General features: G+C 62.1%; 15 protein-coding genes. 10 read left to right on the top strand and 5 right to left on the bottom strand.

Features of this window, described 5'->3' with window-relative positions; all coding sequences use genetic code 11:
• Nucleotides 1-51 precede the first annotated feature (51 nt).
• Nucleotides 52-390 carry a multidrug efflux SMR transporter gene (locus DEJ54_RS11200; RefSeq protein WP_113154636.1) on the top strand — a complete coding sequence of 113 codons (339 nt, stop codon included), beginning with the start codon at nt 52-54 and terminating at the stop codon, nt 388-390.
• Nucleotides 387-704 carry an SMR family transporter gene (locus tag DEJ54_RS11195; protein ID WP_113154635.1) on the top strand — a complete coding sequence of 106 codons (318 nt, stop codon included), beginning with the start codon at nt 387-389 and terminating at the stop codon, nt 702-704. Before DEJ54_RS11200 ends, DEJ54_RS11195 begins: the two co-directional genes overlap by 4 nt.
• Before the next feature lie 73 nt (nt 705-777).
• On the opposite strand, the gene DEJ54_RS11190 is transcribed toward DEJ54_RS11195, so the two are convergent.
• Nucleotides 778-1,482: a glutathione S-transferase family protein gene (locus DEJ54_RS11190; protein WP_113154634.1), complete on the bottom strand. Its 705-nt coding sequence runs from the start codon at nt 1,480-1,482 to the stop codon at nt 778-780.
• Between the two features lie 226 nt (nt 1,483-1,708).
• Here DEJ54_RS11190 and DEJ54_RS23365 point away from each other — a divergent pair, with 226 nt between their 5' ends.
• The 4 genes from DEJ54_RS23365 to DEJ54_RS11180 all read left to right on the top strand — a co-directional run bounded on the left by DEJ54_RS23365 (nt 1,709) and on the right by DEJ54_RS11180 (nt 4,747).
• Complete coding sequence (locus DEJ54_RS23365) at nt 1,709-1,879, top strand: hypothetical protein (RefSeq protein WP_204360796.1); 171 nt, start codon at nt 1,709-1,711, stop codon at nt 1,877-1,879.
• 23 nt (nt 1,880-1,902) lie between these two features.
• The gene (locus tag DEJ54_RS23170) at nt 1,903-2,079 is read left to right on the top strand and encodes a hypothetical protein (RefSeq protein ID WP_162742260.1); all 177 of its coding nucleotides are present in this window, start codon (nt 1,903-1,905) and stop codon (nt 2,077-2,079) included.
• 92 nt (nt 2,080-2,171) lie between these two features.
• A complete protein-coding gene (locus DEJ54_RS11185; RefSeq protein WP_113154633.1) occupies nt 2,172-3,671 on the top strand; it encodes an AMP nucleosidase in 1,500 nt (499 codons plus the stop codon).
• Nucleotides 3,672-3,730: 59 nt separating this feature from the next.
• The gene (locus DEJ54_RS11180) at nt 3,731-4,747 is read left to right on the top strand and encodes an endonuclease/exonuclease/phosphatase family protein (RefSeq protein WP_113154632.1); all 1,017 of its coding nucleotides are present in this window, start codon (nt 3,731-3,733) and stop codon (nt 4,745-4,747) included.
• Between the two features lie 61 nt (nt 4,748-4,808).
• Here the strand turns inward: DEJ54_RS11180 and DEJ54_RS11175 are convergent, their stop codons facing one another.
• Both DEJ54_RS11175 and DEJ54_RS11170 read right to left on the bottom strand, forming a co-directional pair.
• A complete protein-coding gene (locus DEJ54_RS11175; protein ID WP_113154631.1) occupies nt 4,809-5,660 on the bottom strand; it encodes a methyltransferase in 852 nt (283 codons plus the stop codon).
• A 5-nt stretch (nt 5,661-5,665) separates the two neighbouring features.
• Complete coding sequence (locus DEJ54_RS11170; RefSeq protein WP_113154630.1) at nt 5,666-7,348, bottom strand: electron transfer flavoprotein-ubiquinone oxidoreductase; 1,683 nt, start codon at nt 7,346-7,348, stop codon at nt 5,666-5,668.
• 361 nt (nt 7,349-7,709) lie between these two features.
• Here DEJ54_RS11170 and DEJ54_RS11165 point away from each other — a divergent pair, with 361 nt between their 5' ends.
• The 4 genes from DEJ54_RS11165 (at nt 7,710) to DEJ54_RS11150 (ending at nt 10,880) form a co-directional block, all read left to right on the top strand.
• The gene (locus DEJ54_RS11165; RefSeq protein ID WP_245447508.1) at nt 7,710-8,309 is read left to right on the top strand and encodes a DUF2585 family protein; all 600 of its coding nucleotides are present in this window, start codon (nt 7,710-7,712) and stop codon (nt 8,307-8,309) included.
• Nucleotides 8,310-8,415: 106 nt separating this feature from the next.
• Nucleotides 8,416-8,988 carry a hypothetical protein gene (locus DEJ54_RS11160; protein ID WP_113154629.1) on the top strand — a complete coding sequence of 191 codons (573 nt, stop codon included), beginning with the start codon at nt 8,416-8,418 and terminating at the stop codon, nt 8,986-8,988.
• Nucleotides 8,989-9,074: 86 nt separating this feature from the next.
• Nucleotides 9,075-9,911, top strand: coding sequence for a uracil-DNA glycosylase family protein (locus DEJ54_RS11155; RefSeq protein ID WP_113154628.1), 837 nt, complete (start codon nt 9,075-9,077; stop codon nt 9,909-9,911).
• 99 nt (nt 9,912-10,010) lie between these two features.
• Entirely contained in the window at nt 10,011-10,880 is an 870-nt protein-coding gene (locus DEJ54_RS11150; protein ID WP_113154627.1) for a hypothetical protein, read from the top strand.
• A gap of 25 nt (nt 10,881-10,905) precedes the next feature.
• Here DEJ54_RS11150 and DEJ54_RS11145 read toward each other — a convergent pair whose 3' ends face one another.
• Both DEJ54_RS11145 and DEJ54_RS11140 read right to left on the bottom strand, forming a co-directional pair.
• Entirely contained in the window at nt 10,906-11,859 is a 954-nt protein-coding gene (locus DEJ54_RS11145) for a DMT family transporter (RefSeq protein WP_113154626.1), read from the bottom strand.
• A gap of 68 nt (nt 11,860-11,927) precedes the next feature.
• On the bottom strand, nt 11,928-14,243 hold the full coding sequence (locus DEJ54_RS11140) for a xanthine dehydrogenase family protein molybdopterin-binding subunit (RefSeq protein ID WP_113154625.1): 2,316 nt from the start codon (nt 14,241-14,243) through the stop codon (nt 11,928-11,930).
• Nucleotides 14,244-14,399: the final 156 nt, after the last annotated feature.

Genomic DNA, 14,399 nt, shown 5'->3' with positions numbered 1-14,399 from the left:
TATATCTCAATCAAGTGACATTAAATTTGATCTTACATCACGAGGACGAAATTGCACTGGTTCTATCTGATCGCTGCGGTCTCCGCAGAAGTTGTCGGGACCACACTGATGAAATTCCTGGTGTCCGCGGGCCAGCTGGCTCAGGGGACGCTTGCCGCAATCTTCATGGTCGCCATGGCCTATCTCTTTCTGGGCAAAGCGACGCTGCGCATACCGGTGGCGCTGGCCAACGCCTTCTGGGAAGGGCTCGGCATGATCCTGATCGCGCTTGCATCGCTCTATCTGCTGGATGAGAGCATCTCGACCATGCAGGCGGTCGGCATCGGCGTGGCGCTGCTGGGTATTGTTATAATCAATTATGGCCACCACCAGCAGGAGCAGAAGCGATGACCATCTATATGGGATATGTGCTCGGCTCGGTGGCGCTCGACATCATGGCCAATCTGGCGCTGGAAAAATCGAACGGCTTTGCCCGCAGAGGCTGGGGCGTTGCGGCAGTTCTTCTGATCATGGCGGCGTTCGCGCTGCTCGCACTGGCCGTCACCGGCATGGATCTTTTCATCGCCTATGCAGTGTGGGGCGTGCTTTCGATCCTGGGAACGGCCATCGCCGTTTGGCTCGTTTTCGGCCAGCGCCTCAACCTGACAAGCTGGGTGGGCGTAGGCATTCTGATCCTGGCCATACTGCTGATCAGGCTTGGCTAACGTCTGAGATTGGGCTGACGATAAAGAAAAGCGGGCGACCGGGATCGCCCGCTTTTTGCATTCCGGACAGGGATCAGCTTGCGCGCTGACCAAAGAGAACCTTCTGGGCCTCCTTGTCCTCGGCCAGATTGCTGCGATGCGTCTGACCAACCTCGAGCGCGCGAATGACCGCCGGCCGGGCCATGACGGTTTCGAACCAGCGCTTCAGGTTCGGGAAGTCGTTGAGGTCCTGCCCCTGCTGCTCATGGGGCTTGATCCAGCCAACGCAGGCCATGTCTGCAATCGTGTACTCATCGCCCGCCAGATAGGCGCGGTCGGCAAGACGACGATCCATCACGCCGTAAAGGCGGTTGACCTCATTGGTGTAGCGCTCGATGCCGTAAGGCACTTTCTCGGGCGCATATTTGCGGAAATGGTGCGCCTGACCGGCCATCGGGCCAAGACCGCCCATCTGCCAGAACAGCCACTGATCGACTTCCACGCGGGCGCGCTCGTCCGTGGGATAGAACTTGCCCGTCTTGCGGCCAAGATATTGCAGGATCGCGCCCGACTCGAAAACGGAGATGGGCTCGCCGCCCGGGCCTTCGGGATCGATGATGGCGGGCATGCGGTTGTTCGGTGCGATCTTCAGGAAGGACGGCTCGAACTGCTCGCCCTTGCCGATGTTCACATAGTGCACGGCATAGGGAAGTCCGGTCTCTTCAAGAAAGATGGTGACTTTCCAGCCGTTTGGTGTCGGCCAGTAATGAAGTTCAATCGGCTTGATCTGGGTGGTCATGCTTGTCTGCCTCCAAGGGTTCAGAGCCACGCGGTCGGGGGAGGATCGTGGCGACATTGGGGCAGGTAAGCACCGCCCGCCCGTTTTGCAACACACGCGCCGATAAACGATCTGTCATCGGGTGTTAACCGCCGTGTTAACGCTGCTGAACGCCGGATGAATGCCCCCATCAGTATCGGTTCAGCCGTCCCCTGCCACATTGATGGCAACAAAGAGGAAGAGCCCGATGCTGATACGCCGTTTTTCGATTGTCTGCCTGATTGCAGCCCTGTTCGGCATGGGCCTGGCGATCCTCGTTGCAGAGGCCGGCCGGTCTTCCGACCGCTGGCAGGGTGGCAGGCCTTTCGCCTGCATGACGGATGAGAACGCGTTTTGCGGCCAGACGGTGCGGCGCTGAGCAGAAAAGAAGTGGGGTTGGTGATGTTGCAGACAATGACACATATGGCCAAGGGACTGATGTTCGCGATGCTGATCGGCTCGCCGCTTCTGGCGGTCCAGAATGTGCGCGCCGGTGATGAAAACATCATCGAAGGGCGTTATGACAGGTCGAGTGGCGCCGGTCTCGTTCTGATGGTCAGCCTGCAACGCTCGCGCTAGGAGAGCTTCCCCCACCAGCTGGAAGTGCGCGAGCAGACCATGGATGCCGCAACCGGGCCTTGAGAAGACCGGGAAAATCCATATAAAAGGCCATGGAACATAGAATCTATCCTCAGCCCATTCAGACGATTTCAAGTCCGGAGCCCTACGCCCGGAAGAGCTTTACCGATGCCCGCGAAGCCGTCGCGGCGTTGAAAGCGCTCTATGAGCGCAACACCGCATTCCTGCGCGATGCGTTTGCGCAGGTTTCCAAAGAAGGCGAGAGCGATTGCCGCTTCCGCGCCTTCTATCCCGAAGTCAGCCTCGCCACCGCCACCTACGCCCAGATCGACACGCGGCTGGCCTATGGCCATGTGGCGGCACCCGGTGTCTATGCGACCACGATCACCCGGCCCGACCTTTTCGACGATTATCTGATCGACCAGCTGAGCCTGGTGATCCGCAATCACGGCGTGCCGGTGACCGTGTCGGAATCGGAAACGCCGATCCCGCTGCACTTCGCCTTCCTGCAGGACACCTATGTGGAAGGCTCCATCGCCGACCGGCTGAAACGGCCACTGCGCGATCTGTTCGACGTGCCGGATCTGAACGCCACCGATGACCACATCGTCAACGGCACCCATGAGACGCCGGCAGGAGAACCGGAACCGCTGGCCCCGTTCACGGCGCAGCGTGTCGACTATTCGCTGCACCGGCTGTCGCACTATACGGCGACGGCGCCTGCGCATTTCCAGAACTTCGTGCTGTTCACGAACTATCAGTTCTACATTGACGAGTTCTGCGCCCTCGCCCGCGAGATGATGGCCGAAGGCGGCAAGGGCTACACGGCCTTCGTGGAGCCCGGCAATGTGATCACCAAGGCCGGCGAGACGAGCCCTTCGGCCAGCACGCCGGCGCGTCTGCCGCAGATGCCCGCCTATCATCTGAAGCGTGACGGTCACGCCGGCATCACCATGGTGAACATCGGCGTCGGCCCCTCCAACGCCAAGACGATCACCGACCATGTGGCGGTTCTGCGCCCGCATGCCTGGCTGATGCTCGGCCATTGCGCGGGGCTCAGAAACTCGCAGGCGCTGGGCGATTACGTTCTGGCGCATGCCTATGTGCGCGAAGACCATGTGCTTGACGACGATCTGCCGGTGTGGGTGCCGCTGCCCGCACTTGCAGAGGTGCAGGTTGCGTTGCAGGAAGCGGTGGCGGAGACCACCGGCCTTTCCGGCTATGAGCTGAAGCGCATCATGCGCACCGGCACGGTGGCGACCATCGACAACCGCAACTGGGAACTGCGCGAACAGCGCGGCCCCGTGCAGCGGCTCTCGCAGTCGCGGGCGATTGCGCTGGATATGGAATCGGCCACCATCGCGGCCAATGGCTTCCGCTTCCGCGTGCCCTACGGCACGCTGCTTTGCGTTTCGGACAAGCCGCTTCATGGCGAACTGAAGCTGCCGGGCATGGCCACCGACTTTTACAAGCGGCAGGTCTCCCAGCATCTCAAGATCGGCATGCGGGCGGTCGAGAAACTTGCGGAAATGCCGCCAGAACGGCTCCATTCGCGCAAGCTGAGAAGCTTTTTCGAAACCGCCTTCCAATAGCCCAAAAGAACGGCTAGCCCGCGTATCTCAAGGGACACGCAGCAAACAAGGCGCGAGAGATGAAGAAGAGCAGAACCGCATCCGCACTGCCGGCAATTCTGGCAATCGGCGCGGTTCTGATTTCGGTGCCTCTCGTGGCCGGCTATTGGGGCCGGCTGCACCCGGCCTTCGACGCCATGGCGCATTTCCGGATGCATCTGGCGGTGCTGATCGCCATTCTCTCCCTGCCTCTGATCTTCATACGGGGCTGGCGGCAGATCGGTGCGGCAGGAACCGTGCTCGGCCTTGCAGCCCTGAGCGCCACGCTTTTGCCGGGACAGAATGCGGCAGGAACGGCCAAAGCCGAAGCCGCCGACATGCCGGCTGCGCGCTACCGGCTGCTCCAGATGAATCTGCGCTACGACAACCCCACCCCAAAACAGGTGTTTTCACTGATCGGCCAGACCCGGCCGGACATCGTGACGCTGAACGAGGTTTCGAGCATGTGGGTGGAGGAACTGAAGTTCCTTGAAGCCACCTACCCCTACCGCGTGATCTGCCCGCCGCCGGCCCGGATCGGCGGCGTTGCCATTCTCTCCCGCCGCCCCTTTGCCAGCTCATCCGCCTATGCGTGCTACGACCGCGGCTCAATGGCCGTGGCGACGGTGCGCCTTGGTGCGGATCCGGTGGAGATCGCCGCGCTGCATCTCGGCTGGCCCTGGCCTTATGAACAGCATCGCCAGGTGGAGCGCGTGACGCCGGTTCTGCAACGGCTCGGCAAGACGGCGATCCTTGCCGGCGATCTGAACGCAGCGCCGTGGAGCGCTACGGCGCATCGTGTTGCGGCTGCCGGTGAGCTGGATCTTGTGCCGGGCGTTGGCCCGACCTGGCTGAAACGTCTGGTGCCCGAGCCCGTTCGCCGGGCTGCCGGCCTGCCCATCGACCATGTGTTCAGCAAGGGACGGATCGTGCCGATTGCCATCTCGAGGCCGCAGGATGCCGGTTCCGACCACCTGCCCGTCCTGTTCGAATTCGGCATCATGCCTGACGCCGAACAGAACACCCTTGAGGTAAAGCTGGCGCAGAACGCCGGTTAGAGCGCCGTGCGTCCATCCGGACGCACAAATGACACCCTAACCTGTTGGAAAGCACGGTGCGCTAATCGGCTTTCTGCTTGCGGGCGATGACCAGATGCCCCGGCACCGGCTGGCCCATTTCATGCCGCACCACGATGTCGCCAATCGCCAGACCGGAAAAGCCGTGATCGGCAAGCATTTTGCCGAGATAGGCCTGCGCATGGGCAAAGCGCTGATGCGGGCCGACCATGAAGGGGCGGCCGGCAAGCGTTTCGTCCGGCAGGGTCTCGCTTGAGAAAGCCAGAACCGCACCCTCTGTGGCGAGTTCCGCAGCGCCTTCGAAGAAGGCTTCCAGCTCACCGAGATAAGGCAGAACATCCGTCGCCGTGATCAGGTCGAAGGGTTCGACATCCGCATGCTGCAGAAAGTCCACCGCATCGCCCACATAGAGGGCGTCGTAGAGCTCTTTCTCGTCGGTGACCTCGATCATTGTTTCGGAGAGATCGACGCCGGTGATGTGGGCCGCCATATCGCGCAGCACCTCGCCGGCAAGGCCGGTACCGCAGCCAAGATCGAGCATGCGCTCATAGGGGCCGGGCGCGATCTCTTCCAGCGCCTGACGCACAAGTGCGGGCACATCGTAGCCGAGCTGGTCTACGAGGATGCTTTCGAATTCACCGGCGTGCTGGTCGAACAGCGTCGCGACATAGGCCTCCGAGGCGCGTGTCGGCGTTTCGCCGCGCCCCATGCTGGCGAGCCGCACGGCTGCCCCGCCATGATCGGCGGGATCCAGCGCCAGAACTTCCCTGTAGGCCTCGGCGGCGGCGTCGAGATCGCCCGCCTTTTCCAGTGCAAGCGCGCGATTATAGGCTTCGGCCAGCGCCTCTTCATCGACGGGGCTGGCTTCGGCGGCGCCGGTTTCATGATCGGACAATGCGGTTACATCCCGGTGTAGACGGGCCCTTCGCCACCCTGCGGCGGCACCCAGTTGATGTTCTGGTTCGGGTCCTTGATATCGCAGGTTTTGCAGTGGACGCAGTTCTGCGCGTTGATGACAAAACGCGCGTCAGCCACATCGCTGCCATCGGTCAGCGCGTTGCCGTCGGCATCCACCCATTCATAGACGCCCGCCGGGCAATAGCGCGAGGACGGGCCGGCAAAGACGCCGTATTCCGAAGTCTTCTGCAGCTCCATGTCCTTCACCTGAAGATGAACGGGTTGCTCTTCCTCATGGTTGGTGTTGGACAGGAAGACCGAGGAGAGACGGTCGAAGGTGAGAACACCATCGGGCTTGGGGTAATCGATGGGCGCGTGTTTCGCGGCCGGCTCAAGCGAGGCGGCATCGGTCTTGCCGTGCTTCATCGTGCCGAAGGGCGAAACGCCGAACAGCGAGTTCAGCCACATGTCGAGACCGCCGATGCCGACGCCCAGAAGCGTGCCGAAGCGCGACCAGAGCGGCTTGACGTTGCGGACCTTCTTCAGGTCCTTGCCGATGTCGGAGGCGCGCCAGGCGGCCTCATAGCCTTCAAGCGTGTCATTGGTGCGCCCTGCCCCGAGCGCCTCGACAACGTGTTCGGCGGCGAGCATGCTGGACAGAACAGCATTGTGCGAGCCCTTGATGCGCGGCACGTTGACGAAGCCTGCGGAACAGCCGATGAGCGCGCCGCCCGGGAAGACGAGCTTGGGCACGGACTGCCAGCCGCCCTCGGTGATGGCGCGCGCGCCATAGGAGAGGCGCTTGCCGCCCTCGAACGTGTCGCGAATGGCCGGATGCGTCTTGAAGCGCTGGAACTCCTGAAACGGCGAGAGGAAGGGGTTCTTGTAGTTCAGGTGAACCACGAAACCGACCGCCACCTGGTTGTTTTCCAGATGGTAGAGGAAGGAACCGCCGCCGGTTTTCATGTCGAGTGGCCAGCCAAAGGAGTGCTGGACGAGACCGGGCTTGTGGTTCTCCGGCTTGACCTCCCAGAGCTCCTTGAGGCCGATGCCGAACTTCTGCGGCTCACGCTCTTCGTCGAGACCGAACCGGGCGATGAGCTGCTTGGCGAGCGAGCCGCGCACGCCCTCACCGATCAGCACATATTTGCCCAGAAGCGCCATGCCCGGCTGGTAGTTGGGACCGTGCGAGCCATCACGCTCGACGCCCATGTCGCCCGTGGCGACGCCGATGACTGCGCCTTCGTCATTGTAGAGAACTTCGGCTGCGGCGAAGCCCGGATAGATTTCGACGCCAAGCGCCTCGGCATGGCCGGCGAGCCAGCGGCACACATTGCCCAGCGACACGGCGTAATTGCCGTGATTGTTCATGAGCGGCGGCATGAGGAAATTGGGCAGGCGGATGGAGCCTGCCGGCCCCAGCACCAGAAACTGATCGTCGGTGACCGGCGTCTTGAACGGGTGGTCAGGATCTTCACGCCAGTCGGGAAGCAGGCGGTCGATGCCGATGGGATCGACAACAGCGCCCGACAGGATGTGCGCGCCAACCTCACCGCCCTTTTCGAGCACGACGATGGAAAGCTCGGGATCGAGCTGCTTGAGCCTGATGGATGCGGCCAGTCCTGCCGGCCCTGCGCCGACGATGACCACATCGAATTCCATGCTTTCGCGTTCCATCTCGCTCATTTAACCCTCCGCAGTCTTTTTCTCTAGCGCACCATGGTTTCGACCCGAATATGGGCCGGTGCGGACCGGATACAAATCAGCCCCGCATAACGGTTTCAACGCCGGGCTATAGCGCATCCGCGCCCCTATCGAAACCAGAGAAGTTGCATCAACCCATTCCTGATTGCTGCAAGCACAAAACTTACTTTAACGTAAACGTAAATATTGGGCAATCTGGTGGTCGGCAATTCCTGTTTGCCAGCCTTCCCGAATCCCATCAGTGTCGCGCGGTTTCGAGAGCGTCAGGCAAGAATGCAATCCGGCTGTCAGCTGGATGTTCCGAATTGAGCCCGATGCTCCAATTGAGAAGGAGATCGTGCGCGTGAATGCGAGTGAAAATGCGCTTCTGAGAGCATATCGGCAAAGACCGGTTGCGATCACCGCGTTCTGCGTTCTCGGTATTCTGGCGATACAGGCGCTGTTTCTGAAGCTGATGGGGCAGACGACCATCTGCGACTGCGGCACGGTCAAACTCTGGTATTCGGATCCGTCGGGACCGGAAACCTCGCAGCATATCGGCGACTGGTACACCTATTCGCACTTTCTCCACGGCCTGCTGTTCTATGCGCTGCTCTGGCTTGTCGCGCCACGCCTGCCGATTGGAATTCGCCTCGCGCTGGCGGTGGGTCTCGAAGCGGCATGGGAGATGGCCGAAAACACGCCGATGGTGATCAACCGCTATCGGGAATCGGCGCTGGCGGAGGGGTATTACGGAGACAGCGTGCTGAACTCGCTCTCCGATACCGCCGCGACGATTGTCGGCTTCTTCGTTGCCCGCATATCGCCAGTATGGCTGAGCATCGTTCTGGTGGTGGCGACCGAGATCTTCATGGCCGTGATGATCCGCGACAACCTCACGCTCAACATTCTTCAGCTGGTCTATCCCTCTCAGACGATCTCGAACTGGCAAGTGGGCGGCTGAGCTGGGCGGCTGAATTGGGCTAACGCCATTCCATTTCGCGGAAAGTACCGATGGCGCTATAATGTGCGGCAGGAAGGGAGGTGTTATCCTGCCTCGCGCCGCAACCATGATCGCCCTGCCCCTGCTCGCATGCCTGCTGGCTGCGAAGCCGGGGGATGACGGGCGCTGGCAGGCGGGGCCATACGCCTTCTCGGACGAGAGCGGCGGGTTTCGCATCCGCGCGGTTTCCGGCAGCGGTTCGCGCAGCGATCCCGTCATCCTTCAACAGGAACTCTACACCGCATCGGCGGTGGTGATGGTCATTCGCCTCATCGGAGAGACGCCGCGCTATGCATATGACGAGCGCGCGGGCGCGGGCTATCTCTTCATCGAGATCGAAACGCTGAATGCGAGCAATCTGCCCTGGGTGGAATTCGAGTTCGAACTTCAGGAGAAGCGCGGGGTTTCCAGCGTCTATGGTGACGGGCTTTCGTTCGACCAGCGCAATGTGGGCAGTGACCATGTGGGCTCTGACGCCTTTAAAAGCCACGACCGCAAATTCGAGCCCCATGACCGACTGCTCTTTCAGTCCGGTACGGTGGATGCGGGGCATTCCGTCACATTTCGCCTGCTGATGACCGATCTGACGCCCCAGCCGGTCTTTTATCTGGTGCAGGATCCACGCATTCCCGCTTCGTGAACTTGCAACGGCAGGCAAAGAAAGAGAAAGTGCCGCTTCAACGCCAACCGGCGACAATCAGGATTTCGGGCAGGATTTCGGGCACGATGGATTCCGCAGGACTAAGGGAGCTTCTGACGTTCTACGCCGATGCCGGCGTGGATGAACCCCTGCTGGAATCTGCCGCCGACCGGTTTGAGGAAACGCGGGTCGAGGCGGAAAAGCGCGCCGCGCGCCGCGCGCCAGCCGCGCAGGAGCAGAAGAAGAAAGCGCCGGCAGCGCAGATCCAGGCGCCGCCCCTTCCAAGCTCGCAGCGCGCGGCCATTCCCGACGATGCGCAGGCAGCCCGCGCACGCGAGATCGCCAAAAGTGCAAACACGCTGGAGGAACTGCGCGAACAGCTCGCCGCCTTCGATGGCTGCAATCTGAAAACGACCGCGAAGAACACCGTCTTCTCAGACGGCAACCCGCAGGCCGCCGTGATGCTTGTGGGCGAAGCACCCGGCCGTGACGAGGATCTTCAGGGCCTGCCCTTTGTCGGGCGCTCCGGCAAGCTGCTCGACCGCATGCTGGCGGCAATCGGCCTCGACCGCACATCGGTCTACATTTCCAACGTCATTCCGTGGCGGCCGCCGGGCAACCGCGATCCCTCTCCGCTTGAGACGGAGATCTGCCGCCCCTTCATCGAGCGCCATATCGAGTTGGTCGCGCCGAAAGTTCTGGTGACGCTGGGCAACCCTTCGACGAAGCTGCTGCTCAACACGCAGACGGGCATCATGCGCATGCGCGGCAACTGGGCGCTGCACAAGACGCCGGGTGGTCAGGAAATTCCGACCATGCCGACGCTGCACCCGGCCTATCTGCTGCGCAACCCCGCCCACAAGAAGCTCGCATGGCATGACCTTCTTGCGATCAAGGTGAAGCTGGAAGGCGCTGGCGCGTAGAGCCGCTTAAGCCCGCATTAACCCTGTTGGGGCACAGTCGACAGCCTCAACAACGTCCCGGAGTCGAGCATGTGTGTTCGCGTTATATCCGGGGGGCGCGTGGTTCTTCTTTTTCTCTTTCTGATCCTCACTTTTGCATTCCTGCCCAGCCAGGCATTCGGTGCTGATCTTCTGGCGCATGAGGCGCTGGAGCGGTATCGGAGTGCCCAGAGCGGCTCCATCAGGCATGCGCGCACCATGGGTGTGATCGAATATCGCCAGTCGGATGGCGATGGCAGGGTGGCCGGTGAAAGCGGGCGCAGCTCGACTGTTTCCGTGGCGGCGAAGGCCAACCGACGGATCGGCGCGGGCTGGAACGTGCAGGGCAATGTGAAGCACCGGCATTCGGAGCTGAACGGCGACAGGCGACAGCGCACGCAGGGTACGGCGCATCTCTATCATCGCGACCCGGAGCGCTATGCGCTTGGAGCCTTCGGCAGTCTGGCGACCGAACGCGCAAAGCCGGCAACCGCCATCGCAGGCGATGAATGGAAACGCGTGGACAGTGCGGCCGGCGGCCTGGAGGCAGCGCTCTTTTTGGAGAAGACCACGCTTCTGGCCGCAGCCGGTCTGCGCCGGAAGATGATCGAGCAGGAGGAGAGCGACAGCGCCTTCACCATGCTTGGCGCACGCTACTATGTGACGGATCAGTTTCGCCTTGGTCTTCAGGGCACTTATGAGCGCCCTCTCACCATCGAGGACGACCCGGTCATCTACGGGCTCGGCGCGGAGGTGAGCTACCGGCCGCACGAGCTGCCGTTCAGCAGCTTTGGCGGCTATCGCTACCAGCTGGCGCAGGCCGATGGCAGCGCCGAGAAGACGGTTTCACACGGCGTCTTCGCGGGCTTTCGCTATCATTTCGGCAGCCAGAGCCTGAAGGAAGAAGAGCGCTACGGGCCGCTCTGGCCCGACCTGCCCATCGACCTTTGAAAAGGCGGCGCGGCTGCGCCGGCCTTCAGGAGGCCGGCGGCACGAAGCGGCGCGCGGCAACGCGCCGGAGGCCAAGCCTGCGCTCGCGCCAGATGATGAACAGACCGGCGCTGATGACGATGGTGCCGCCGACCAGCGTGTAGATGGTCGGCACATCGCCAAAGGCGAAATAGCCGATGATGATGGCAAGCAGCATTGAGGTGTATTCGAACGGCGCGATGGTGGAGAGCTCCGCATGGCGGTAGCACTCCGTCATGAGGATCTGCGCGACGCCACCGCACACGCCCGCCCCTGCAAGGGCCAGATACTGATCACGCGTCAGGTCTGCCCAGCCGAAGGGGATGGTGAAGAGCGCCAGCACCGTGGCCGTGACGGAAAACCAGAGAACAATGGTGGCGGTCTTTTCCGTCTGCACCAGCCGACGGACGAGAAGCATGGCGACGGCAGAGCCCGTCGCTGCGCAAAGAGCCGCGATGACGCCCACCGCCTGCGCGGCCTCAAGACCGGCATCCCCGGTCAAAAGGGTGAGTTTCGGCCACGCGATGATGATGACGCCGATAAAGCCGACGGCCACGGCGCTCCAGCGATAGACGCGCACGATCTCGCCCATGAAGATGGCCGAGAACACCACCACGATGAGCGGCTGCGCATAATTGAGGGTGATCGCGTCAGGCAGCGGCAGGCGCGTGAGCGCAAAGAAGCCGAGCCCCATGGAGGTCACGCCGACAAGACCACGCATGATGTGGCTGACGGGGTGCGTGGTGCGAAAGGCGGTCGACAGCTCCTTGCGCCAGGCGAGCATGGCGAGGATCGGGAAGATCGCGAAGAAGGAGCGATAGAAGACGATCTGTCCGGACGGCACGGTCCCCGCCGATTTGATCAGCGAGGACATGACGACGAAGATGGAGACCGAGATGACTTTCAGCGCGATGCCGATGAGTGGCTGGCGTTCGGCGCCGAGTTCGGTCACAGCAGGCATTCTCTAAAATCCTGAAAAGCAGCTTCTGGGGATGGGAGAGCATTCCAGGGCGTATGCGCAGGCCTGCCTCATGCCGCGTCTGCCTCCCGGGCCATGCGGATAGCCTCCCAGACGCGCGATGGCGTGGTCGGCATGTCGATATGGTCGATGCCGTGGGCGCGGTAGAGCGCGTCCGTGACTGCGTTCAGAACCGCCGGCGTTGCGCCGATGGTGCCGGCCTCGCCCGCCCCCTTGATGCCCATGGCATTGGTGGTGGACGGCACGTTGCGCGTCTCGAAATGGATGAACGGCAGATCATCGGCGCGCGGCATGGCGTAATCCATGAAGCTGGCCGTGATGAGCTGGCCGTCTTCGCCATAGACGGTGTCTTCCGTCAGCGCCTGTCCGAGCCCCTGGGCAACGCCGCCATGCACTTGGCCGGCCAGCAGGATCGGGTTTACCGTTGCGCCAAAATCATCGACGATCCAGTAATCGAGCACCTCCGTGCGGCCCGTATCCGGGTCGATCTCGACCTCGCAGATATGGGTGCCGTTCGGATAGGTCGCCTCTTCCTGCACGAACTCGCCGAACCCTTCGACATCCTCGGGAGCCTTGGCGGCCTTTGCGATGGCTGCGAAACCGACCGCGCGGTCCGTACCGACGATGCGCGCCGCCCCGCCTGAAAGCTCGATATCGTCGACGGACGCTTCCAGTTCGTCGGCCGCCAGCTTGCGGATTTTCTCGGCGAGGTCTTCACCGGCGCGCGCGGCGGAGACGCCGCCCAGCGGAATGGAGCGCGAACCGCCCGTGCCACCGCCCGACGCCAGCTCATCCGTGTCGCCCTGGCGCACAGTGATCTTGTCGATGTCGAGATTGAGCTTGTCGGCCACGAACTGCGCATAGGCCGTGGCGTGCCCCTGCCCGTTGGACTGGGTGCCGATCAGAAGCGTGACCGTGCCATCGTCATTGAGCTTTACATGGGCCGGCTCGGAGCCTGCGAAGGCGCAGGCCTCGATATAGGTGGCCATGCCGATGCCGCGCAGCTTTCCGTTTTGGCGCGACAGCTCCGCCCGCTCATCGAACGTGCTCCAGCCCGCATTCTCCATGCATTTGTTCATGTGCCCTTCGAACTCACCGACATCGTAGAGACGGCCGGTCTGGGTGCGATAGGGGAACTGCTCGGGCCTGATGAAATTGCGGCGGCGGATCTCCTCGCGTCCCATGTCGAGATCGCGGGCGCAGACATCCACCAGCTTCTCCAGAAGGAAGGCTGCTTCCGGACGCCCTGCGCCACGATAGGCATCCACCGGGCAGGTGTTGGTGTAGACGCCGTTGATCGTTACATCGAGCGCCTGAATGTCGTAGACGCCCGTCGACATGGACACGCCAACGAACGGGATGAACGGTCCATATTGCGAGATATACGCGCCCATATTGGCCGTGAGATCCACGCGAAGACCAAGGAAACGGCCTTCTGAATCCATCGCCATTTCAGCGGTCACGACATTGTCGCGCCCCTGCGCGTCGGTCATGAAATGCTCGTTGCGGTCGCCCGTCCACTTGACCGGACGGCCAAGGCGCTTCGCGGCTTCCATCACCATGGCGTATTCGCGGTAGACGAAGGTTTTCGGGCCGAAACCGCCGCCCACATCCGGCGTGATGACCCGGAGATTTTCCGGCTCGATGCCGAACGTCTTGCACAGAATGCCGCGCATGGAGTGCACGCCCTGCGAGCCGGTTGTCAGCACATAGCGGTTTTCGTCGTCGCGCCATTCGGCCAGCGCCGCGCGCGGCTCCATGTAATTGCAGACCAGACGGTTGTTGACGAACTCGATGCGCGACACATGGTCGGCTTTGGCGAAGGCGGCGTCGGACTTTTCCTTGTCACCCACATGGTAAAGGAAGGCGCGGTTTGATCCGAGTTCCGGCCAGACGAGCGGCGCGTCTTCCGAAAGCGCTTCGGCGGTTGCCGCAATCGCCTCTTCATCGTCGAAATCGATATCGATCAGTTCTGCGGCGTCCTGCGCCTGGGCGCGGCTGTCGGCCACCACGAGCGCCACGGCATCACCGACATACTGCACGCGGTCGCGGCAGAGGATCGGAATGTCACGCGTCGGTGCACGTGTTCCATCGGGCTGCTTCTGCATCGCGCCGGAGCGCAGATCCTTGAGATGCGCCACATCGGCGCCGGTCAGCACCAGATGAACGCCCGGCGACGCCTGCGCTTCCTCAATCGAGGAAATGGTGAAGGTTGCCTTGGCGACGGGCGAGCGCAGCACATAGAGATGCAGCGTACCCTCGGGCAGGAAATCGTCTGTATAGTGTCCCCGGCCCGTGATGAAAGCCGCATCCTCCTTGCGGCGGACCGAAGCCCCCATGCCGAATTTCGGCGTCATCACAGTCATGCGGAATCCCTTCTGGCCAAAAATTCCTGGCCGATGTTCGGTGAGCTGGCTGGAAACAGTCGAGCGACGTTTGATGCCTTAGTTTTGTCGAGCCGGATGGTTGTGTAAAGAGCCGCAATCCGATTTTGTTGGGCCAGGCGGACGCGGATTTTCCCG

Origin of the sequence: Nitratireductor sp. OM-1 (assembly GCF_003296175.1) — a bacterium.
Lineage (GTDB): Bacteria > Pseudomonadota > Alphaproteobacteria > Rhizobiales > Rhizobiaceae > Nitratireductor > Nitratireductor aquimarinus.
This window is presented reverse-complemented; position numbering and strand designations above follow the sequence as displayed.

Coding starts and splice junctions, on each gene's coding strand:
- DEJ54_RS11185 (WP_113154633.1), top strand. CDS start 2,172: ATGGAACATAGAATCTATCCTCAGCCCATTCAGACGATTTCAAGTCCG.
- DEJ54_RS23170 (WP_162742260.1), top strand. CDS start 1,903: ATGTTGCAGACAATGACACATATGGCCAAGGGACTGATGTTCGCGATG.
- DEJ54_RS11140 (WP_113154625.1), bottom strand. CDS start 14,243: ATGACTGTGATGACGCCGAAATTCGGCATGGGGGCTTCGGTCCGCCGC.
- DEJ54_RS11145 (WP_113154626.1), bottom strand. CDS start 11,859: ATGCCTGCTGTGACCGAACTCGGCGCCGAACGCCAGCCACTCATCGGC.
- DEJ54_RS11160 (WP_113154629.1), top strand. CDS start 8,416: ATGATCGCCCTGCCCCTGCTCGCATGCCTGCTGGCTGCGAAGCCGGGG.
- DEJ54_RS11155 (WP_113154628.1), top strand. CDS start 9,075: ATGGATTCCGCAGGACTAAGGGAGCTTCTGACGTTCTACGCCGATGCC.
- DEJ54_RS23365 (WP_204360796.1), top strand. CDS start 1,709: ATGCTGATACGCCGTTTTTCGATTGTCTGCCTGATTGCAGCCCTGTTC.
- DEJ54_RS11195 (WP_113154635.1), top strand. CDS start 387: ATGACCATCTATATGGGATATGTGCTCGGCTCGGTGGCGCTCGACATC.
- DEJ54_RS11190 (WP_113154634.1), bottom strand. CDS start 1,482: ATGACCACCCAGATCAAGCCGATTGAACTTCATTACTGGCCGACACCA.
- DEJ54_RS11180 (WP_113154632.1), top strand. CDS start 3,731: ATGAAGAAGAGCAGAACCGCATCCGCACTGCCGGCAATTCTGGCAATC.
- DEJ54_RS11170 (WP_113154630.1), bottom strand. CDS start 7,348: ATGAGCGAGATGGAACGCGAAAGCATGGAATTCGATGTGGTCATCGTC.